General features: G+C 42.6%; 18 protein-coding genes and 2 pseudogenes. 6 read left to right on the forward strand and 14 right to left on the reverse strand.

What is annotated here, in order from left to right; translation table 11 throughout:
• Positions 1 to 639, forward strand: a complete 639-nt coding sequence (parA, locus tag ACSUPM_RS13945) for a ParA family partition ATPase (protein ID WP_025652655.1) — start codon at positions 1 to 3, stop codon at positions 637 to 639.
• 3 nt (positions 640 to 642) lie between these two features.
• Entirely contained in the window at positions 643 to 852 is a 210-nt protein-coding gene (locus ACSUPM_RS13950; protein ID WP_025652656.1) for a plasmid partition protein ParG, read from the forward strand.
• 199 nt (positions 853 to 1,051) lie between these two features.
• Here ACSUPM_RS13950 and ACSUPM_RS13955 read toward each other — a convergent pair.
• From ACSUPM_RS13955 to ACSUPM_RS13975, 5 genes and pseudogenes are all read right to left on the reverse strand, one after another.
• A pseudogene (locus ACSUPM_RS13955) lies at positions 1,052 to 1,174 on the reverse strand (cation diffusion facilitator family transporter); the annotation flags it as partial.
• 86 nt (positions 1,175 to 1,260) lie between these two features.
• Positions 1,261 to 4,401, reverse strand: a complete 3,141-nt coding sequence (locus tag ACSUPM_RS13960) for an efflux RND transporter permease subunit (protein WP_102093422.1) — start codon at positions 4,399 to 4,401, stop codon at positions 1,261 to 1,263.
• Positions 4,391 to 5,620 carry an efflux RND transporter periplasmic adaptor subunit gene (locus ACSUPM_RS13965; protein ID WP_102093421.1) on the reverse strand — a complete coding sequence of 410 codons (1,230 nt, stop codon included), beginning with the start codon at positions 5,618 to 5,620 and terminating at the stop codon, positions 4,391 to 4,393. Before ACSUPM_RS13965 ends, ACSUPM_RS13960 begins: the two co-directional genes overlap by 11 nt.
• Position 5,621: 1 nt before the next feature.
• Complete coding sequence (locus tag ACSUPM_RS13970; protein WP_102093419.1) at positions 5,622 to 6,947, reverse strand: TolC family protein; 1,326 nt, start codon at positions 6,945 to 6,947, stop codon at positions 5,622 to 5,624.
• Positions 6,948 to 6,995: 48 nt separating this feature from the next.
• Positions 6,996 to 7,409, reverse strand: a complete 414-nt coding sequence (locus ACSUPM_RS13975; protein ID WP_227502390.1) for a cation efflux protein, CzcI-like — start codon at positions 7,407 to 7,409, stop codon at positions 6,996 to 6,998.
• 166 nt (positions 7,410 to 7,575) lie between these two features.
• On the opposite strand from ACSUPM_RS13975, the pseudogene ACSUPM_RS13980 reads away from it, so the two are divergent.
• Together ACSUPM_RS13980 and ACSUPM_RS13985 are read left to right on the forward strand one after the other, a co-directional pair.
• Positions 7,576 to 7,692 (forward strand): annotated as a pseudogene (locus ACSUPM_RS13980) (transposase); the annotation flags it as partial.
• A gap of 127 nt (positions 7,693 to 7,819) precedes the next feature.
• On the forward strand, positions 7,820 to 8,149 hold the full coding sequence (locus tag ACSUPM_RS13985; RefSeq protein ID WP_084212324.1) for a four-helix bundle copper-binding protein: 330 nt from the start codon (positions 7,820 to 7,822) through the stop codon (positions 8,147 to 8,149).
• Between the two features lie 335 nt (positions 8,150 to 8,484).
• Here ACSUPM_RS13985 and ACSUPM_RS13990 read toward each other — a convergent pair whose 3' ends face one another.
• Complete coding sequence (locus ACSUPM_RS13990; RefSeq protein WP_007115209.1) at positions 8,485 to 8,949, reverse strand: NUDIX hydrolase; 465 nt, start codon at positions 8,947 to 8,949, stop codon at positions 8,485 to 8,487.
• Positions 8,950 to 9,180: 231 nt separating this feature from the next.
• On the opposite strand from ACSUPM_RS13990, the gene ACSUPM_RS13995 reads away from it, so the two are divergent.
• Positions 9,181 to 9,771 carry a recombinase family protein gene (locus ACSUPM_RS13995; RefSeq protein ID WP_436880333.1) on the forward strand — a complete coding sequence of 197 codons (591 nt, stop codon included), beginning with the start codon at positions 9,181 to 9,183 and terminating at the stop codon, positions 9,769 to 9,771.
• Positions 9,772 to 10,471: 700 nt separating this feature from the next.
• On the opposite strand, the gene ACSUPM_RS14000 is transcribed toward ACSUPM_RS13995, so the two are convergent.
• From ACSUPM_RS14000 to ACSUPM_RS14030, 7 genes are all read right to left on the reverse strand, one after another.
• Positions 10,472 to 10,804: a DUF3817 domain-containing protein gene (locus ACSUPM_RS14000; RefSeq protein ID WP_436880337.1), complete on the reverse strand. Its 333-nt coding sequence runs from the start codon at positions 10,802 to 10,804 to the stop codon at positions 10,472 to 10,474.
• 275 nt (positions 10,805 to 11,079) lie between these two features.
• The gene (gene lspA, locus ACSUPM_RS14005; protein WP_114701927.1) at positions 11,080 to 11,787 is read right to left on the reverse strand and encodes a signal peptidase II; all 708 of its coding nucleotides are present in this window, start codon (positions 11,785 to 11,787) and stop codon (positions 11,080 to 11,082) included.
• Positions 11,788 to 11,928: 141 nt separating this feature from the next.
• Positions 11,929 to 13,209, reverse strand: coding sequence for a c-type cytochrome biogenesis protein CcmI (ccmI, locus tag ACSUPM_RS14010; RefSeq protein ID WP_436880334.1), 1,281 nt, complete (start codon positions 13,207 to 13,209; stop codon positions 11,929 to 11,931).
• Complete coding sequence (locus ACSUPM_RS14015) at positions 13,206 to 13,688, reverse strand: cytochrome c-type biogenesis protein (RefSeq protein ID WP_371532842.1); 483 nt, start codon at positions 13,686 to 13,688, stop codon at positions 13,206 to 13,208. Before ACSUPM_RS14015 ends, ccmI begins: the two co-directional genes overlap by 4 nt.
• An 83-nt stretch (positions 13,689 to 13,771) precedes the next feature.
• Positions 13,772 to 14,434, reverse strand: a complete 663-nt coding sequence (locus ACSUPM_RS14020) for a DsbE family thiol:disulfide interchange protein (protein WP_114701929.1) — start codon at positions 14,432 to 14,434, stop codon at positions 13,772 to 13,774.
• Positions 14,435 to 16,483 carry a heme lyase CcmF/NrfE family subunit gene (locus ACSUPM_RS14025; RefSeq protein ID WP_436880335.1) on the reverse strand — a complete coding sequence of 683 codons (2,049 nt, stop codon included), beginning with the start codon at positions 16,481 to 16,483 and terminating at the stop codon, positions 14,435 to 14,437.
• Positions 16,484 to 16,604: 121 nt separating this feature from the next.
• The gene (locus ACSUPM_RS14030; RefSeq protein ID WP_436880336.1) at positions 16,605 to 18,806 is read right to left on the reverse strand and encodes a heavy metal translocating P-type ATPase; all 2,202 of its coding nucleotides are present in this window, start codon (positions 18,804 to 18,806) and stop codon (positions 16,605 to 16,607) included.
• Between the two features lie 142 nt (positions 18,807 to 18,948).
• Between ACSUPM_RS14030 and cadR the strand changes: the two genes are divergently transcribed.
• Positions 18,949 to 19,359 (forward strand): Cd(II)/Pb(II)-responsive transcriptional regulator, encoded by a 411-nt coding sequence (cadR, locus tag ACSUPM_RS14035; protein ID WP_011513679.1) that lies wholly within the window; start codon positions 18,949 to 18,951, stop codon positions 19,357 to 19,359.
• Between the two features lie 148 nt (positions 19,360 to 19,507).
• Here the strand turns inward: cadR and ACSUPM_RS14040 are convergent, their stop codons facing one another.
• The gene (locus ACSUPM_RS14040; protein WP_436880329.1) at positions 19,508 to 20,230 is read right to left on the reverse strand and encodes a CHAP domain-containing protein; all 723 of its coding nucleotides are present in this window, start codon (positions 20,228 to 20,230) and stop codon (positions 19,508 to 19,510) included.
• Between the last annotated feature and the right edge of the window lie 240 nt (positions 20,231 to 20,470).

The raw sequence follows: 20,470 nt of genomic DNA on the forward strand, positions 1-20,470 counted from the left end.
ATGAAGGTAATCGCGGTATTAAATCAAAAGGGTGGCAGCGGTAAGACTACCATCGCAACGCATTTGGCTCGTGGCTTACAGCTAAAAGGCCATAGTGTTTTGTTGGTGGATAGTGACCAGCAGGGCAGTGCGCGTGACTGGAGAGCAGTTGATGAAGACAATCCGGTACCGGTGATTGGGCTCGATAGACCAACACTTGATAAAGATTTAAAAAACGTCTCTGATAAAGATTATGTGGTGATCGATGGATCGCCGCAAGCTACTAGTCTGGCTATTTCTGCTATAAAAGCGGCTGATTTTATATTGATTCCGGTGCAGCCGAGCCCCTATGATATCTGGGCGACCAGCGATTTGGTTGATTTAGTGCAGCAGCGTATTGAGATGATGGATGGCCAACTAAAGGCAGCCTTTGTTGTCTCACGCGCCATTCAAAATACCAATATTGGTAAAGAGGTTGCAACCGCGCTGCTTGATTATAATATTCCGGTATTAGAGACCAGAGTGATGCAGCGAGTTGCTTATCCTAATAGTGCTGCCCTTGGTAAGACAGTATTTGATACCGAATCGCCTAGTAGCAATGCGATACAAGAGATAACCGCATTGGTCAGTGAGATTCAAATATTTTTTGGTGAGGAGTAAGTCATGAGTTTATCAGCAGGTCGTCCTAGTAAGAACGTTAAGGATCAATTGGCTTTATCGGATGTGACGGACAGTCCCAAAAAGACGGTACGCGTGAATTTTAATTTAGATGAAGATAAACACATTGCGCTCAAGCGGTACGCGCTTGAAAGCCGAAAAACGGTGACTGAGTTGTTGACTGAAATGATTGAGGAAAAGTTGGTTGAGCGATAGGTATAAAAAAGGGACTTTCCTAAACTTTGTGTAACTTCTTATACCCTATTAGCAAATAGAAGTTACACAAAATCCAAGATGGGCTCGTGGTCGATGCCAATCCGTAACTGGACGTCTGCTCTGAATCGTTTTATGATTATGTTTGATGACCGTATCAGCAAGCATTTAATCTAAACGGCAGTTACACAGAATTCGGGATGGTCTCAAAAGCAGCGACAACTTCTACTATTAAAAAAGTAGTCGTTAAACCTAAGGCAACCATTAACTTCTTACTATTTTCTTCAGTAACAACCGCATGGCTATGATCATGATGTTCTGACATAAAATATTTTCCTTATTCTATTTATGATGAGCAGAGATATTGGATAACAGCCAATATCTCTGCTGTAAATCGACTAATCTATTGGATTAAGAAACTTTTTTTTCATTTATCCAACGATAAAGCACGGGTAACAGCACCAAAGTTAGTAATGTTGAAGAGATAATCCCGCCAATCACTACGGTTGCCAGTGGCCGTTGAACCTCAGCCCCTGTTCCGGTTGCCAGCGCCATTGGTACAAAACCCAGTGAAGCCACACAAGCTGTCATCAACACTGGTCTTAAGCGCAAAATAGCCCCTTGCCACACGGCTTTATGCACTGGATATTTGTCCCTTAATTCCTTAATAAAGGTCAGCATTACCAGTCCATTGAGGACTGCAACACCAGATAAGGCAATAAAGCCAATTCCAGCTGACATCGATAATGGAATATCCCTTAGCCAAAGGAACAGCACACCACCGGTCAAGGCAAAGGGTATCCCGGTAAAGACCAATAGACTTTCTTTGACATTGTGAAAGACCGCCATCAGTAAAATAAAGATAGTGATTAAAGCCAGTGGAATCACGATTTGCATCCGTGCTTTGGCTGAAGCCAAATTTTCAAACTGACCGCCATATTCTATCCAATAACCACTTGGCAAAGTGTATGCTTTGAGCTGTGTCTGTACATCAGAAACAAAAGACCCTAAATCACGCCCTTCAACATTCGTTGTAACCACAACTCGGCGTTTACCATTTTCTCGACTGACTTGGTTGATTCCTTCAATGGTCGAGACTTGCGCGACATCCGACAATAAAATACTGCCACCATTTGGAAGCTGAATAGGTAACTGGGAAACAGATGCGACACTACGGTCTTGCTCTCCAAGACGGATAACAAAATCAAAACGACGATCGCCTTCTAAAATCTCTCCCACGCTTTGTCCACCAATACTGGTTGCCACAAGGTCTTGAATTGAACGCACACTCAAACCATATTGTGCAGCCAAAGTTTTATTTACCTCGACATTCAGTAATGGCAAACCTGAGGTCTGCTCAACTTTCACGGCACTGCTACCCGATATTTGCTGAATGATTTTGGAGATTTTAGTCGCCTCAGTATTGAGGACATTCATATCATCACCGAAGATTTTCACACCAACATCACTACGCACACCTGAGATCAATTCATTAAATCGGAGTTCAATCGGTTGTGAAAATTCACTATTATTGCCTGGAATCGTGGCTAAATACGTCACCATACGGCCACGTAATTCATCTAAACTTTCTTTAGGATTTGGCCATTCTGAACGAGGCTTTAACATGATATAGCCATCTGAAATATTGGGTGGCATGACATCTGTTGCAACCTCGGCTGTACCCGTTCTGGCAAATACTGCCTTAATTTCAGGGAAACTCTTTAAAAGAAGTTTTTCAGTATTCTCCTGAATACGTAAAGACTCTTCTAAGCCTGTACTTGGTGAACGTAACTGTTGTATCGCAAAGTCTCCTTCACTGAGCTGTGGTGCAAATTCACTGCCGAGTTTGGTACTGATAAATCCCGTAATCACTAATAAACACAGTGCAAAAGTCAGCACAACTGCTTTGTATTGATACGAAATATCAAGAGTTTGCTGATATTTAGCTTTTAGCCATAACATCCAACGACTTTCTTTTTCTTGAATATCGCCTTTGACCCACAATGCCACAGCAGCAGGCACAAAGGTGATCGATAAAATAATGGCTGCAACAAGGGCGAGTACCACTGCCAATGCCATCGGATGGAACATTTTTGCTTCCACACCACTTAAAGCAAAAATCGGCAAATACACCACCAAAATAATAAGCTGACCAAAAATAAGAGGACGACGTGCTTGGCGGGCAGCCAGAAAAACTTCCTTAAAGCGTTCACTTTGTGTGAGAGGTCGTTTTAACAGTTGCTGTGTATGGGCTAAACGCCGGATACAGTTTTCGACAATCACCACAGCACCATCGACAATGATGCCGAAATCGAGTGCACCTAAACTCATCAGATTGGCACTGATATTTTGCTGTGCCATCCCGGTTAAGGTAAACAGCATAGAGAGTGGAATGACACAGGCAGTAATCAAGGCAGCACGGATATTCCCTAAAAACAGGAACAGAATGATGATGACCAGGATTGCTCCCTCTACCAAGTTTTTCTGAACGGTTTTAATCGCCTTCTCAACCAAGATAGTACGGTCGTACACCGTTTCAATCACTACCCCTTTAGGCAAACTATTCTGAATATCTTGAAGCTTGGCATCCACAGCTTTAGAAACAGTCTGGCTATTTCCACCCATCGCCATCATGACAATCCCTAAAACGGTTTCTTTGCCGTTATAGGTTGCCCCACCGGTTCTTAAATCATGCCCAATAGAGACTTGCGCAATATCACCAACCCGAATTGGGCTGCCATTTGGGCTACCCAGCATGGTGTTCTCAATATCAGAAAGCCCATTGAATGTACCCGGTACACGTACCGTCAGTTGCTGACCATTGTCTTCAATATAACCTGCACCTCGGTTCTCATTATTTTGCGCTAAAGCCTGTTGCAGTTGTTCTAATGAGATATTCAGTTGCTGCATCCGGTTTAAATCGGGAGAGACCACATAGGTTTTTTCAAAACCACCAATACTGTTGACCTCTGCAACTCCCTTAACACGTTGCAGTTGAGGACGCACAATCCAGTCCTGAATCTCACGCAAATCCATCGGCGTGTATGCAGTTCCATCCGGCTTTTTCGCATTCGGATCTGCCTTCAGTACCCATTGATAAATCTCACCGAGACCCGTAGAAACGGGGGACATCGTCGGTGCGATTTGTGCAGGCAACTCAGATTGCGCCTCCTGTGTCCGTTGGTTAATCTGCTGACGGGCCCAATAAATATCAGTCCCATCTTTAAAGATAATGGTGACTTGAGAGAGTCCATAACGGGATATGGAACGGGTAAGCTCCAGATCCGGAATGCCAGCCATGGCATTTTCAATGGGATAGGTAATCAGCTGTTCGACTTCAAGCGCAGTAAAACCCTTGGCTTGAGTATTAATCTGGACTTGGGTATTGGTAATATCGGGTACAGCATCAATCGGGAGTTTCTGATAGCTATACACCCCGACCGCAATCCAGGTACAGGCAAAGAGCAACACCCAAATCGCATTTTGTATGGAAAACTGAATGATTCGTTCGAATAAACCTTCTGGTTTTGGTAGATCAGAATTAATGTCCATGGCCTGCCTCGTCTTTTTCTAATTCAGATTTCAACAAGAAACTGCCTTGAGCGATATACTTCTGCCCTTCAGTCAGCCCAGAAATCACTTCAAGCCATTGTCCATCACTTGAAGCCTGCCCCAATTGCACTTTCTGTGCTTTTAAGTGGACTTGACCTTTTTGTTCTGAATCTACGATGAAAATACTGTCTTCACCTTCAATACTTTGCAGCGCAGACTTTTGAATCCGAAGGGCTGATTTTGCTGTAGCTTCCGGAATCAACACTCTCACTAACACATTAGAACGCAACTCAGTAGCTTGCGCATCGAGTTTTGCGCGCACCACCAGACGCCCTGTTTGTACATCTGCCTGAGAGGTTAAGCTTTGTACAGTAGCTTTATAGCTTTGATCTGAATCATTCACTTTAAAGTCAATTTTTTGCCCGGCTTGCAGTTGACCTGAGAATTGATTCGGCAAATTAAACTCAAGCCATAAATCTTTCAGCTGTTCAATGACAAAGAGCTGATTAGCCAGTTGCACATTTTCACCGACCACAATATCTTTTTGACTGATCACCCCAGAGATCGGTGCTTTAATCAGAAAACGCCCATTGTTATTGCCACTTGCACCTAATGCATTTAAACGTGCTTGTGAGGACTGGACAGTAATCTGCGCTTGACGGTAGGCATTTTCGGCACGCTGGTAATCCTGTTTGGCAGAAACCCCCTGTGACCAGAGTTGCTGTTCGCGCTGGTAATCTTTACGGGCCAAATCCAGATTCACCTGTGCCATACGCAGATTTGCCTGTTGGTCGATCAGTTCAGGCACGGTTAGTACAGCCAGCGTTTGTCCTTTTTGCACGCTCTGTCCTAAAGCCACATTGATCTGCTCGACATAACCACTAAATTTAGGCGATATATGCGCTTGTTGATCGGTATTCACCACCAATTTACCTGGCAGGGTTGTCAGCTTTTCAACCAATCCTGTGGATGCAACAGCAACTTTTAAACCTTGTTCAACCATTTGTTGGCTGGTCAGTTGTATTTCGCCTTCTTCAGCATGTCCTTCTTCAGAACTATCTTCATCAGAATATTCGGCATTTCCCTCATCATAACCCTGCCCCTCAGATTCAGTTTTTTTTGAACTTAACCAAATAGCCAGACTGACCAAGACCGTAATCAGAATCAAAACTACAATCATGAGAGACTTGGATATTTTTCCGTTTTGCTTGGCGTTCATTTTATCGTGCTCCCCCATTGATTAAATTTTGCGATGCTTCGACTGCCTTTTTATTCAGTTGTGTATAGGCATCCGAACGGCTAATTTCTTCATAACTTGTGCCAATACTGAGTGCCTCAGCTGCTAGGGCAGTTTGCCAAGCTTGACGTAGAGTTTGTAATTGACCCAATCGAAGATTCTGCAGTTGGGTGGTTGCTTGCTGAACGTCGGTAATGGACAGTTTCCCTGCCTGAAACCCTAGTAAAGTACGGCTCTGAACTTTGGTCGCCAAAGTAACTTGTGCTGTTGTGGCATCGAACTGGCTACGTAAACCTTTGAGCTGATGCCTGCTGTTGGCAATATCGAGTATTTGTTGCTTCAGCTCACGCTGCTGCTGTTGGTTCAGCAATATTTGCTGTTGCTGGACCATCGGGATCGCATATTGCTGGCGATTGAAAATATTCAGTGGAATAGCCACGCCGATTGCTAAAGTCGTATCGTTGCTTCCATTAGGGGTTTTGCTACGTTTCATGCCTACATTTAAAGTCGGATTGGGACGTGCCTGAATTCTTAAATTTTCAATTTGATGATCCGATTGCTGAATGTTCAAGGCATAGAATTTTTCTAGCCACCCTTCAGCAATATACCGTTGCACAGTTTGGAGACTTTGCTCTGGCCAAGGGATAGCGGTTTTATTCAATTGAAGATGTGAAGATGTTTCTCCCCCCCACAAATTAGACAGCTGACGACCGGCAGCTTGTTTATTCAGCATCGCTTGCTCATAAAGTCGTTGGATTTCTAGCGCTTCAATTTGGGCACGCTCAAAATCAACCAGGGCAATACTGCCTGCCTGATAGCGTTTCTGGGCACTGTCCAGATTGACTTTACTTGTTTTTAACTGTACTGAATAAGCAGACTGCTCAACCTCAGCAAGTGCAAATTGCGACCATGCAAATTTAACAATCAGTTGGCTTTGTGCCTTCCATAATTGCTGTTGCAATTGGATTTGTTGATTCGAGGTATTGGCAATCACCCGGTTCAGCTTACGCTGACCAAATAGATCTAGAGGTTGACTAACGCCAACATTGAATTCCTGTTCTTGACCTGAGCCAAAGCCAGACTGTTCTAAACTTATACTTGGATTCTGCCATAACCGACTTTGCTGAATATTCAATTCAGATATTTGCTGAACTTGTTGCCACGGCTTGTCTTGAGTCTGGTAACTTTGTACTTTTGCTAAAGCGGATTCAAAGCTGGTAACGTTTTCAGCATAGCTATATTGCATAGCCGCTGCACATATACAAGCAACCAAGCTATGACGCAAGAGTATAATTGATTGTGAAGACATGATTTTTCCCACTTATTTAAATAATAAAAGTGGTGGGAATGTTTTAGGCTACCCCACCATGAGCGGGGAAAATTCGGGAGGTAGGCTTTGTTGAAACAGGTCAGGAGCCTGATAGCTGTTTTTCCAATGAAATTGTGGATTCACTTTAACTTCAGAGCTTGGATGAAACACATCTACTTTTTCATTTTGTACAATCAAATGCATCATCGATGGTAGATGATCTTGATGATCTTCACCGATTTCTAAATCGCTACTGAATGTTTTTATGTTTTCTGACTGTCCATTATGATCGTGTTGACGACTATCGCTGGCACACAAGGTATTTTGGTGATGACCAAAATGATAACTCTGCTGTGATTGAGGCTGTTGTTCATGGACACAAAAGGCCGCCGCCACATTCCAAAAGCTTTGGAACATGAACAATCCAACCAAGACTGTAATCCATGTAGTAGAACGCATCATCTGAACCGTACCGGGTTTGTCGGAGACTTTTTATTTAAGTTAGGCCACCTGACCTAACGGGTTAATCTTATCATTGTACATTGCTTCAAACTCAAAAGGCAATTTTCCATGAGAGTTTCCCAAACTTTGTGTAACTGCTTATAATCCACTAACAGGAGAATAAGCAATGACTAACCAATCTGACATCAAGAAACTGGCTGAGCAAATGGCCAGCAGCATGAAAAGCTTCGATGACATCAAAGACTTTCAAAAGCAGCTCATGCAGTCCTTCATCGACACTGCATTTACACTCTCCTAAAACCATTTAACAAAATCTATGACTATTTTACTTTCCCTTACATAATCGTCCTAGTGTATATCTTTTTTTTTGATTAGCATTTTCCTAAATCAATTGACTTTAGGTAAGTATGATGAACGATATCCAATTTTCAGATTGCGCAAAGGCATGTATGAGCTGTTACCTTACCTGTGCCAGTTGTGCAAATGCCTGTCTAAAAGAAGAAAATCTGGAGATGATGCGAGAATGTATTCAGCGTTGTCTAGATTGTGCAGATATTTGTCAGCTCTGTGCTCGTATGCAGCAAACAGAATCTCCTTTTATGAAAGAAATTTGTGAGCTTTGTGCCAAGGCTTGTGAATACTGTGCAGATGAATGTAGCCAACATGAGCATCAATACTGCCAGCAATGTGCTGATGCTTGCCGTGAATGTGCCGTCGAATGTCGAAAAATGGTTGCCTGATAAATAAAAGAATTAGTTGAGTTTAGGATTTACTCAATGAATAGCCAACGTGTTAGTTGTTAGTGGGTCAAACCACTAACAACTCGCAAAAAATGGCTGAATTTGTGGACGTTGTTTTTGCGATTCGATCCAAAGAGAGTACTTTGATTGAACGCGCATGAGTAAATCAGCACTAATACCTAAAGCATCGTGCAAACGTAAGGCTACATCGGCTGTTACTGGGAGGGTGTAAATAATTCTGTGTAAATACAGTTTTATTTACACTCTCAACTGTATTTACACAGAATTATTTACACCCTCCCCCTGGGGTATAGAATATCGAACTTTCTTACTTTTTAGAGTAACTCAGCTGCTTGTAATGCTATTTCTTTAACATCTAAGCTAAGGGCTAAATCTGCATTGATCAAATCTTCAATATCGAAAAATCTAGCTTCTAGGGCGTCATCACCTGCTAGAGGATCACCAGAAACCCAAATACAAAGTACGGCTACAAGAACAAAATGGTGACGCAGCTTACCACTACTATCAAAGTCAAACGCGTCTACAGCGTTAAATGTCTTAAAGGCTTTTGATACAATGCTTGTCTCTTCATAAAGTTCACGAACGGCAGCATCTTTAACAGTTTCCCCACGTTCAATTTTACCACCGGGAAAACCCCATCGACCTGCATCGGGTGGGTTAGCACGGCGTACTAAAAGCACCTTTCCATCTTTAAAAAGTACTCCAATAGTAGCTACTATTGGACGTAGGCTCTGTGGTTCGTATTGTATTATAGGTTCATTACTTAGTATATTAGACATAAAAACTCAATTGAGAATAGGACATAGAGGATAGCTTAATATTCAAGTCCTCACTAGGGAACCGAACCAGTGAAAGCGCCTGACAATCTACCATTAGACTATACCTAAAACATAAAACCTTTAAATGATAACCTATCTATCATTAGACTTTTTTATGTTATTAAATGATAGTAACATCTTATTATTATCAATGAACATTAATTATTAAGTCTAAATAATAGAGGTGGCGTTATGACTGTTCGTATTTATGTGAGAGCCAGCACTAAGGATCAAGACGCGACCAGAGCATTGTCTGACTTGATTAGCTTTAGCCAAAGCTATGATGATAACCATGTTGAGTACGTAGAGCATTTCAGTGGTACAAAGTTAGATAGACCAGCACTCACTAAGTTACTCAATGATGCTGAGGAAGGCGATATATTGCTTGTTGAGAGTGTAGATAGATTGAGCCGGCTATCTCAAGATGATTTTGCTATCTTAAAGCAGCGCATCAAAGATAAAGGTTTGCGATTGGTGGTGGCTGATCTACCAACGACGCATACAGTCAGTGAGGGTATGACCGGGGATATTCTCAGGGTGATCAACGATATGTTGATCGACTTATTAGCAACGATGGCAAAGCTTGATAACGATAAGCGTAGAGAACGTATCAAGCAGGGATTAGCAAACAGTGGATATAAACCTACTGGTAAGAAAGCAAATCTAGCAAAACACAATCGTATTAGAGAATTAGACAGTCAAAATAATATGACAAAAGAGGAAATCGCTAAGGCGGTTGGTGTTGGGGTAGCTACGGTTTATCGTGTCTTAAAACAGGGTTAATAGCTGAAGTATTTTAAACATTAATTTACGTTTCTATAGACGCGATGCTATCAAATATATAATCATTAAGTTGATAGATTTTAATCATGTATCTTGATTCAAAAAAACCCTGTATTTGAGTATTTGAGTATTTGAGTATTTGAGTATTTGAGTATTTGAGTATTTGAGTATTTGAGTATTTGAGTATTTGAGTATTTGAGTATCACTTTGCCTTTTTAGCTATGATAGTAATCAGCTGTATCAACTTTGTACGTACTAGCGTTGCAACTGATTTATTTTATATATCGAATGCAGCGACTTTATGCCCATGCTTTGAGCAAATGCTATAAGCTCATTTTTAGCACATATAAGTGGTTCCATTATAGCAGTCTGTTTTGAGTGGTCTGTTAATAGGGTTTTGGGGCTTTTAAGTCGGTTCCGCTAGGGTATACCCTACGATAACAGGAAAGCCATCGCGAATGACAAAACCTGTTTAGCTTTTAAACAAGACGGGTTTGTCGATAGTATGTAAGATAAGTTCGAAAAGTAACTGGAGTGTGAGGCTATTCATACTGGGTCTGAATTAAAATTTTATTGTGATTAATTTCTGCTCAATGTTATTCATTTGTCGCCATGATGAGTGATGGCGGCTTGTGATTTAGTTAGGAAAAATAATCTTGAGTAATAAGATACGTTTGTGGCATTTGTAGCAGAGCTTGTTCTAGGCTTCTTTACTTACATTTTCCTGCAAGTTCTTTTTTAGTAAATGATCGAATATAAATGGGCCAAAAGGTAAGAGTGAGCCGAGTACGCCCGCAGGTATTGCCCAAAGAGGCATTTTCATTTTGATAGCTGAGCCTATAAGTATTATGATATAGGTAATAAACAACATACCGTGTGCCATACCGATGTATTTCACACCTTCTGGAATGTCCAGCATATATTTTAGTGGCATGGCGATGAAGAGCAATAATAAGAAAGAGGTGCCTTCTAGATAGCCTATAAGGGTAAGACTTTTTAACGCTGTCTCTTGTTTTTTTCTAAGGCTGTGAATTTTTTCAATAGTTGGCTGAGCCTGTGACACTGTATTTTCCTTTTGTTATGATCAATAAAGAATTTATGGATTATTCAATGTCTCTATAATAATGGCTCTACGCAGAGCTTTTAAGTATTGAGTTTTAAGACCTAAAATGAGTGAGTACCTATACCAGTCATACATTATCTTCCAGTTCACATTTTATAAACATACTCAAGTATAAAAAGTATGTTTCCGTATAGAGTGACTACGACGCTAGTTCATTTTGTTTGTGATAATCGGCATCAATGTGCTTATTTATTACGCTTACTTTCTAAAAATATCATGTCAATTATAATCAATGCGACACCGACACAGACACCTATATCTGCAACATTGAAAATAGGATAATTCCATACATCAGCATAATGCACATGGATAAAGTCAACCACTTTACCAATTCTTAAACGATCGATTAAGTTGCCAATCGCACCACCAAGCATTAAGGCCAACCCCATAGATAATAGCTTGGCTGCACGTGGCGCTTTGATTAAATAAACCGTTAAAAAGATAGCCATTACAAAAGCTAAGCCTGAGAAAAACCATTTCTGCCAACCGCCAGCGTCGGCTAAAAAGCTAAATGCTGCCCCATAGTTATAAGCGAGTGTCCAGTTGAGAAATGGTTCAATGACCGGTACGGGGTCATTGAACGCTAATGTGGTTTGGGCCAACCACTTAGTCCATTGATCAAGTATTAATACCATTATCGCCAACAAATACCAGATAAAAGCGCGACTGCCATTGGCAACCATTTTTGGCATTTTGTCCAACTTACCTTTAGGTGTTATTGAGTTGCCTGAAGTCACGTACATAGCTTTAGGCGTATGATTCATGGTTTTAGAGTCAATCGATTGATGAGTACTACTCACAGCTATAGGTACTTTATTGTCAGCAATATTAGTACTAGCCGATTCAACGCTATTCAATTTAGTACTATCTAATCTGTCGGTAGATTCAGTCATAGTTGTTTTCTTTATCTATGTTTATACAATGAACAATGTTAAACGTATATGTTTTTGGTATACAATTATTAATCGCGCCACTTTCATAAACGGCTCCACTTACCGCTCTGGTTTTATGAAACTTACGGTAATAATTTTTTATTAGGGAATCTGTTGATTGATTTCAACATTAACCTGAGTCTGTTCAACGCTAATCATTATAGGATTACCCGATAAGTCGCCTGATTCTGCTATGGCATTACCGCTATGACTAATACGAGCAACGACTGCTAACTGAGTTTTGTCACTACGAGCTGAATTTAACGTGCGATCTGGCATCATCGCATCAAGATTACTTAAGCGGATACTAGCCTCACCTTGCTTGATAATACTAATGGGTAAACGTTTGGCGGCAAACGGTGGACCTCCTTTAACGTCACGTATCGCAACAAACAACACATCATCAGCTTTCACTAACGGTAATAAATTAGCGTTAATTTTCACTGTCACGTCAATACCTTCTAGCGCTTGCTTTTCTTGCGTGCTAACGTAGTTGCTTAACTCATCTAAGCTTGCTAAAGCTTTAGTATGATCACCTGGTTTGGCCACAATGCTGCCTTGTAAGCGTTTAATCCAACCTTGCGCTTGGGCAAAGTTACTACTACGAGTCTCACCCATTGCCATGAGCATTTGAGCCCGTTCATGCTGCGGATTCTTAGCTAATATAGCTTGTAATACACGGCGAATATTGGCGTCTAACTGACCTTCATTAACGAAAAAGCTAGTCTGAGCATAAGTGGTGGCGATTTCTTCATTTTCAGGAGCTAAACGATAGGCACGAGATAAGGCTTCCAGCGCAGAATCAGTTGCCTCCATAGATAAGAAAAGCTCGGATAGGCGCATCCAGCGATTAGGATCATCAGCGTTACGATGGACGTTGGTCTGCATAGCGCTAATCAACTGACGACCGTTTTCAGTCGCCCACTTTGGTGGCTTATCAATCTTAGCCGTCAATAGGTCATCAGCCACTTGTCCTACTTTGTCCTCGCTTGTCCACAAATCAAACACGGGCGTACGATTGCCTATTAGTAAGTACGCCATTGCAGCCAATATTGGGATCCAAGCTGCGACAATTAAACGGCTTTTGACATCAGGGGTGACCATAGGTGTTATCTGACGCTGCGCATCTAATAGCTGACGCTCCAGTTCCAGCTTTTGATTTTGATAATGGCTATTATTAATAGTACCGCTGTCTTTATCTGTTTGTAGCTCAGCTAAACGTTCGCGAAATACTGCAACATTAATATCTAGCAGTTGATTGTCTATTGGTTTGGACTGCAAACGCGGTGCTCGTAGCCATGGCATAATAGCAATTAGCGCAAATATAAGGGCAATCAGCAAGCTTAGAGCTACAAATAAGCCAAAAGTAGAAAATAGAGTCATTTTTTGTCCTCTATGCTAGTAATATCGTGGTCGACATTCTCAGCTTGCGATAATAGACGATCAAGCTCAGCCTTTTCCGCAGAGGTCAAGGCAGCAGTACTGTTCACTGTAACGCCGTTTTGGCCACGGGCGACAACTTGGCGGCGTTTACTTTGCCAAAACCAACCAACAATTAAGACGAGCAATAATAGTGGTGGAAAAAACCATAGGATCCATGTCGATGGTCGCATAGGCGGCTTGTAGCTAATAAAGTCACCGTAGCGCTCTTGCATATAGGCGCGTATTTCAGCATCACTACGTCTATCTTTAATTAAATCATAGACTTTTTGCTTTAGATCCTGTGCAATCGGTGCATCAGAGGCTGCAAGGTTTTGATTTTGGCATTTTGGGCAGCGAAACTCTTCTATTAATCCACGATACTGAGCTTCTTGCTGTGGTGAATCAAAATCGTATACGTCAATAGCTGCGTTTGCCGTCATGTTAAGCAGACACGCTAGTATTAAGCTTGCTAGTTTTAAAATTATATTGAGTTTTATTTGAGGAGCTCTTATTCGAGTAACGTTCATTTGCACATCTCCTCAACCTGAATGAGATCAGGACTATCGTTGTTCTTATTAGCCTCATTAAGTACGGTCAGGCACGGCTTAACACGCTGTTGCCAATTGGCTTCATTAATCTCACCAACAATATGCTGACGAATGATGCCATCTCCATCCACAACAAAGGTTTCGGGCGCACCAGTTATGCCTAAGTCTAGAGCAAACTGACCCAATGAATCCTGAATAGACATAGAAAATGGATCACCGCCTTGGTTTAAGTAACTGAGCGCATTACCAATCTCATCCTTATAATTCACACCAACGATATCAATGCCGCGCTCTTCTAGTTGCATTAAAAACGGATGCTCAATAATGCAAGTTGGGCACCACGAGCCCCAAACATTAAGTAAAAACGGCTTATCTGGCAAATTATTATTGGTGATAGTACGGGTAGTATCTGCTAATAACGGCAGCTCAAAGGCAGGAACCGGACGCTCAAGAGCGGTATTGGTCACAATGTCTGTTGGTTTACCTAAGCGCATGTACAATATAACTACCAAACCAAAAAAGAGGATAAGCGGAATTAAGAACCATAGCTTCATCTGCTTTTTTTTCATTGCCTTTGGGTTACGCTGCTTACTGTTTTGGCTATCTTTTTGCTCAGGAGTGTTATTCGACATAGTCATTTATTTCTCCTTTAGTGTCGACATCGTCGATGCTGAGATTGCCTGTTCAATAGCTACCTCATTGACTCCATCAGTAGCCAGATCACCAGTAACTAGCAATGGAGCTTTAACTTTTTTGATGCGGTATCGTTTATCAAGCATGCTAATTAATCCACCTAGAGCCATGATAATTGCCCCTAACCAAATCCAGCGAATTAATGGTTTTACATAAATCCTTAATGCCCATTGGTTACTACCATCGGCAATAGGTTCGCCCAGTGCGACATAAACATCGCGCATTAGGCTAGCATCAATGGCCGCCTCAGTGGTCGGCATAGTGCTAATGATATAAGTACGCTTTTCTGGATTCAGTTTCGCCGCTTCACGACCGTTTTTGGATACCACGACTTGCGCCTGCGTTGCATCAAAGTTACTACCCTTTATTTCAAAAAATTCAGTTACTTCAAAATCGTAACCTTGAACATTGACTGTATCGCCAATACCCATTGCTACGTCACGCTCAATACTCAAGCTACTAGTAAAGGCTATGCCAATGACAGCAACCAATACGCCAATATGAGCAGTCTGTTGACCCCAATAGCTCAGACGCAACTGCCGCAAACCGTTAAAAAAATTAGGCGCATTCTTAGTTTTATCTTTAAAATCAACTGCCATCCATAGCAGTACCCAAAAGCTAACGGCTAAAGTCACACCAATATTAAGCATAGACGATGGATTAACAAAGTAAGTAATAATGGCGGCTAATACTAAGCTACTAACGGCGATGACCATGCCTATACCCAGTAGTGGACGGGTGTCTTTTTTCCAGCGAATATTTGAGCCCATACCCATAGCTATTAATAACAGCCACGTTAAAGGTACAAATAATGCATTAAAATAAGGAGGGCCAACGGACACTTGTCCTAAACCAAAGGCATCAGCGATAATAGGATAGAGGGTGCCGAGCAGCACCACTAAGGTTGCAATCAAAATGATGGCGTTATTGATCACTAAAAAGGACTCACGCGAAACTAGTTGATACTGACTTTCAATCGTCAAACGCCAGCCACGCAGCGCAAACATCAGCAAACCACCACCGACGATGATGCCAAGAATCACTAAAATTACCAGACCACGAGTGGGGTCAGCGGCAAACGAATGCACTGAGGTAATAACCCCTGAACGTACAAGGAAAGTACCCAAGAGACTTAAGGCAAAAGCAAAGATAGCCAGCATAATGGTCCATGCTTTAAAGACACCGCGCTTTTCAGTGACTGCTAATGAATGCAGCAATGCTAAGCCGACAAGCCAAGGCATAAACGAGGCATTCTCTACCGGATCCCAAAACCACCAACCGCCCCAGCCAAGCTCGTAGTAGGCCCACCACGAGCCCAGTGCAATACCAATGGTCAAAAACCCCCAAGCCGCGAGCGCCCATGGACGTGACCAGCGTGTCCAAGCAGCATCTAAACGCCCTTCCCACAATGCCGCCATACAAAATGCAAAAGGTACTACCATACCCACATAGCCCATATATAACATGGGCGGATGAATAATCAGACCGAAATCTTGTAGGACAGGATTTAAATCAGCGCCATCGACCGCTAGATTGGGTAAGGTACGCTCAAACGGTGACGAGGTAAATATCAGCATCGTTAGCATCATTAACTGTACACCGGCCAAAATAACTAATACCCGCGCACGCATTGATAACGGCAAGCCGCGACTAAAGTATGATACCAGTGCACACCATGTGGCCATGATGGTCATCCATAGCAGCAAAGAGCCCTCGTGTCCGCCCCATGTCGCCGATAACTTATAGTACCAAGGCAACAGCGTATTGGAATGCTGCGCGACGTAACTGAGGCTAAAATCATTATAATAAAAACCTGCTATCAAAGCGCCAAATGACGTTATCATGGCGGCAAACTGTGCCCAAGCTAAGCTAGGGGCTAGTCGTTGCCAAGCAACTTGGTTATGAATAACACCAATAGTTGGCAGAATTACCTGCAATAACGCCAATACAAAAGCGGTAAGCAAGGCAAAATAGCCCAATTCTGTAATCAACATACGGTCTAACCTTATTTACTCTAATGCGGTTGCAGTTTACTGTGGCGGTGGAATTTTTATTATTAGAACCCACCCCCGAAATCTGCTGCTATCTCTAGTTTTTAATTGATTTCGAAGGGTTTTATTTAACTACTTTAGGCGGATTTACCAGTGGAGGCGCTCCCTTAAAGCGCAGTAAACGTAACGCATTAAGAGTAACGAGCACTGTTGCTCCAGCATCAGCTAGAACCGCAATCCATAGTCCAGTAATGCCGAATACGGTCGTGATCAGAAAGACGCCTTTGAGACCCAAAGCGAAAATGACGTTCTGATGAATGTTGCGCATGGTGGCACGTGAAAGTGCGATGAGATGAGCCATATCCGTAACACGACTTTTTAATAATGCGATATCGGCCGTCTCAATGGCCACATCGGTACCACCACCCATCGCGATGCCAACATCGGCAGTTGCTAGCGCTGGCGCATCGTTAATACCATCACCAACCATCGCTATTTTGCGGTTGTTCTTCATCTCGTTAAGCAGGCGCAGTTTGTCCTCAGGCAACAGCTCAGCTTCCCATTCCACGTCTAAATTACTGGCAAGTGCTTGAGCGGTTAAGCGGTTGTCGCCTGTTAGCATGACGGAGCGCACACCCATCGCTTTGAGCTGAGCCACACCTTCATGAGCGTCGTCTCGTAATTCGTCTCTTAGCGCGATTAATCCAAGCACTTCACGGTTTTGCTCATCGAAAAGAACAGAGACGGTCTTACCCTCATTTTGCAGCGCCTCAATTTGCGCCTGTTGTGTGGATGAAATCAATGCCTCATCGGCTGCGTAAACAGGCGAACCGATAGCTAGCGCGCGCTCCGCGACAGTTGCGTGTACCGCTTTACCGGCAGTTGCAGAAGCATTGAAGGCCACAGGTATGAACACTTTAGCAGCTTCAGCATGACTAACAATGGCTTCAGCAAGCGGGTGACTAGAACCAGTCTCCACACTGGCAAAAAGTGCCAATATCTCATCTTGACCTTGAGAATTCTGACCTTGAATACTTGAGTCCTCTTGTGTAAAGGCAACAACATCGGTCACGCGTGGTTTGCCTTCAGTTAAAGTGCCTGTCTTGTCAAAAGCGACCGTCTTCACTTGGCCGATAGTTTCTAAAGCACTACCGCCTTTGATCAGCAAGCCACGGCGCGCACCAACAGCAAGACCAGAGGCGATGGCAGCGGGTGTTGATAGTACAAGAGCACAGGGACAGGCAATCAGCAACAGTGCTAGACCGCGATACAACCAAGTCGACCAATCTCCACCCATGGCTAACGGTGGAATGATAATAATTAGTGCGGCAATAGCCATCACTGCGGGTGTGTAATAGCGACTGAATTTCTCAATAAAACGGGCAGTGGGTGCTTTGGAGGCTTGGGCTTGCTCTACCAGCTCAATAATGCGCGAAATGGTGTTATCGGCGGCTGTCTTTTCTACGCGCACTTGGAGCACACCATCGATGTTAATTGACCCTGCAAATACATTGTCACCCATCGTCTTGGCAACAGGAACAGACTCTCCCGTCACGGGCGAATCATCAAGGCTGGACGCACCTTGAACAATGGAACCATCAGCAGATACCCTATCTCCAGGACGCACCAGCACAAGGTCATTCACTTGTAGTGAAGTCGCTGGAACGTTACGCTGCCCACCTTGAGCATCAAGTAAAATCGCACTTTTCGGAACCAGCGATGATAAGGCTCTGATGCCAGCGCGAGCGCGATCAGCAGCGATACTCTCAAACAGTTCACCGATTGAGAACAAAAAGACAACCGCTGCGGCCTCTTCAGCTTCACCAATGATAAGTGCGCCAAGCACGGCGACGGACATCAGCGTTTCAATTGAAAAGAATGAACCTGTTTTAGCCAGTGCTAAGGCTTTGCGTGCAAATGGAAAAACGCCTACAATCACAGCGATGGCAAACACCCATATCCCATAAGCGGGGAACAGTAGTGACAGTGCATAAGCGCTGCCCATCAAAATACCGAGACCAACAACCTGTTTGCCTTTTTGAGTTTGCCACCACCGCTTATCCTGCGGAGCCATCTGATTGTCGCTGTCAATATCAATAGCCGATACAGTTTGTTGACCAGTATTGGCAGATATACCGAACCCTAGGCTTTTGATTGTTTTTTCGATATCACTAGCCTGAGTCGGCGCATCAGGGGCCAAGCTTAGCTCTAGCGTTTCTGTAGCAAAATTTAGCTCAACATCAGAAACCCCAGGCATACGTTTCAAAGCTGTTTCAATCTTGCCGATGCAACTGGCACAGTCCATACCTTCAATATGATATTTCATAATAATTTACCCTTTGAATAATGGTATTATGAACCCTCTAGTGGCTTTAGAGTCAAGGTTGTCTATCTACAGTTTTGTAAATTCAATTTCTCTAGCGCCAGTCTTTACAGCCACTTTAATTATTTAAATCATAGAGGTTATTATGACAATCAAAATTGGTGAGCTCGCTAAACGCACAGGTGCCACAGTGGAAACCATTCGCTATTACGAAAAGGAGCACTTATTACCTGAGCCTTCTCGCAGCGCAGGGAATTATCGTTTATATAATGAAGAGCACATTGAGCGTCTACAATTTATCCTACACTGCCGTACGCTTGACATGGCTCTAGACGAAGTACGAATCTTACTTGAGTTTTGGGAGGAACCTGATAAAGACTGTGGTGATGTGAGCTCCTTACTAGATAAGCAAATTTATGCTGTAGAAATACGAATGGAAGAACTGATGCACTTAAAGCAGCACTTGACCGTTTTGCGCCAGAAATGTGCAAGTAGTGCACCAGCGGTATCATGTGGGATATTAAAGGCTCTTGCCGATAATTCTTGTCATGAGTAATGATATTAGTAGTGTTCATTTCTGACTGATCAAATCATGAAAGGTTAAATACACCCTGATGTTAAGCACAAAAAAACCCAGCAATGATATTAAGATCACTACTGGGGTTGGAGGAAATAATAACTATGTTGTGCTGACTTATCAGGTCTTATTTATCATTCATAGCAAGGTAGATATTTCGATCTGATGCGGATGCGTCATCCACGTATTTTGAATCACGCCATGTGGTATAAGCATAGACACCACTGTATGGGCTGATGCTGTTCTGACGGAAATCAGAAATCCAGTTTTCGCCATCAAAGATTTGGATATGGCCATGTGGACGCTTTGATGAGCGATCATAGACAATAACATCACCTACTTGGGTTGGCATATCATTACTGATTTTGCTAAAACCTGCTTTATCAAGCGTGCCACGAGTGGCGTACTGATAGGCTGAAGGATTGGGGGTGAACTCATAACCTGCTGATTGTAGTGCTTTACGTACGTAACGGGCACAGTATCCAGAGCTACCAGATAGAGCCACTTTTGAGGCGCGAGCAGCAGCGATAGCGGGGGCTGAATTGCTATCAGGAACTGTATTGACTTGCTGCTGTTGTTTTTCAGCGTATAAGCGGCTGTTTAATGATGAAAGCCGACTCTCTTTTTGCTTAGCCTGCGCACTTAGGTTGCTAATAGCTTGACTGATTTCGTCATTACTAGAAACATAAGCACCACTGCTAGTGCTATAGATGTTTTTTGATGAACCGTAGTTTGATGCCACAGAAGTATTGGTGATGGTATTATTTGTTTGAGAGATTGTGATAGCAGCACCACTCGTTTGTGCTATGCCCATACCCAGTACTGACAAAATCAATAAAGCCTGTTTCATAAATCTAATACCTACGGTTAATTCAAAATGGTCTGTTATCAACAACAGCGCAGTCAATTAAATTTCAACAACTCAAGTATATATACGTCATAGTGACTGATACTTCTGCTGCATATTATTCATATAAAAAATGATTATTGGCGATCACAGCACATCATTGAAGTCTTACGAAGCTGTTGCAAATCAAGCTGCTGGCCAAAACACAAAGCCGACTTTAGCATAGGCTGTTTAGCCTGTCAT

The organism is Psychrobacter okhotskensis (assembly GCF_965638355.1).
GTDB lineage: Bacteria > Pseudomonadota > Gammaproteobacteria > Pseudomonadales > Moraxellaceae > Psychrobacter > Psychrobacter okhotskensis.

Bases quoted from the DNA above. Each gene is read 5' to 3' on its own strand.
- parA (WP_025652655.1), top strand. From the start codon at position 1: ATGAAGGTAATCGCGGTATTAAATCAAAAGGGTGGCAGCGGTAAGACT.
- ACSUPM_RS13950 (WP_025652656.1), top strand. From the start codon at position 643: ATGAGTTTATCAGCAGGTCGTCCTAGTAAGAACGTTAAGGATCAATTG.
- ACSUPM_RS13960 (WP_102093422.1), bottom strand. From the start codon at position 4,401: ATGGACATTAATTCTGATCTACCAAAACCAGAAGGTTTATTCGAACGA.
- ACSUPM_RS13965 (WP_102093421.1), bottom strand. From the start codon at position 5,620: ATGAACGCCAAGCAAAACGGAAAAATATCCAAGTCTCTCATGATTGTA.
- ACSUPM_RS13970 (WP_102093419.1), bottom strand. From the start codon at position 6,947: ATGTCTTCACAATCAATTATACTCTTGCGTCATAGCTTGGTTGCTTGT.
- ACSUPM_RS13975 (WP_227502390.1), bottom strand. From the start codon at position 7,409: ATGATGCGTTCTACTACATGGATTACAGTCTTGGTTGGATTGTTCATG.
- ACSUPM_RS13985 (WP_084212324.1), top strand. From the start codon at position 7,820: ATGAACGATATCCAATTTTCAGATTGCGCAAAGGCATGTATGAGCTGT.
- ACSUPM_RS13990 (WP_007115209.1), bottom strand. From the start codon at position 8,949: ATGTCTAATATACTAAGTAATGAACCTATAATACAATACGAACCACAG.
- ACSUPM_RS13995 (WP_436880333.1), top strand. From the start codon at position 9,181: ATGACTGTTCGTATTTATGTGAGAGCCAGCACTAAGGATCAAGACGCG.
- lspA (WP_114701927.1), bottom strand. From the start codon at position 11,787: ATGACTGAATCTACCGACAGATTAGATAGTACTAAATTGAATAGCGTT.
- ccmI (WP_436880334.1), bottom strand. From the start codon at position 13,209: ATGACTCTATTTTCTACTTTTGGCTTATTTGTAGCTCTAAGCTTGCTG.
- ACSUPM_RS14015 (WP_371532842.1), bottom strand. From the start codon at position 13,688: ATGACGGCAAACGCAGCTATTGACGTATACGATTTTGATTCACCACAG.
- ACSUPM_RS14020 (WP_114701929.1), bottom strand. From the start codon at position 14,434: ATGACTATGTCGAATAACACTCCTGAGCAAAAAGATAGCCAAAACAGT.
- ACSUPM_RS14025 (WP_436880335.1), bottom strand. From the start codon at position 16,483: ATGTTGATTACAGAATTGGGCTATTTTGCCTTGCTTACCGCTTTTGTA.
- ACSUPM_RS14030 (WP_436880336.1), bottom strand. From the start codon at position 18,806: ATGAAATATCATATTGAAGGTATGGACTGTGCCAGTTGCATCGGCAAG.
- cadR (WP_011513679.1), top strand. From the start codon at position 18,949: ATGACAATCAAAATTGGTGAGCTCGCTAAACGCACAGGTGCCACAGTG.
- ACSUPM_RS14040 (WP_436880329.1), bottom strand. From the start codon at position 20,230: ATGAAACAGGCTTTATTGATTTTGTCAGTACTGGGTATGGGCATAGCA.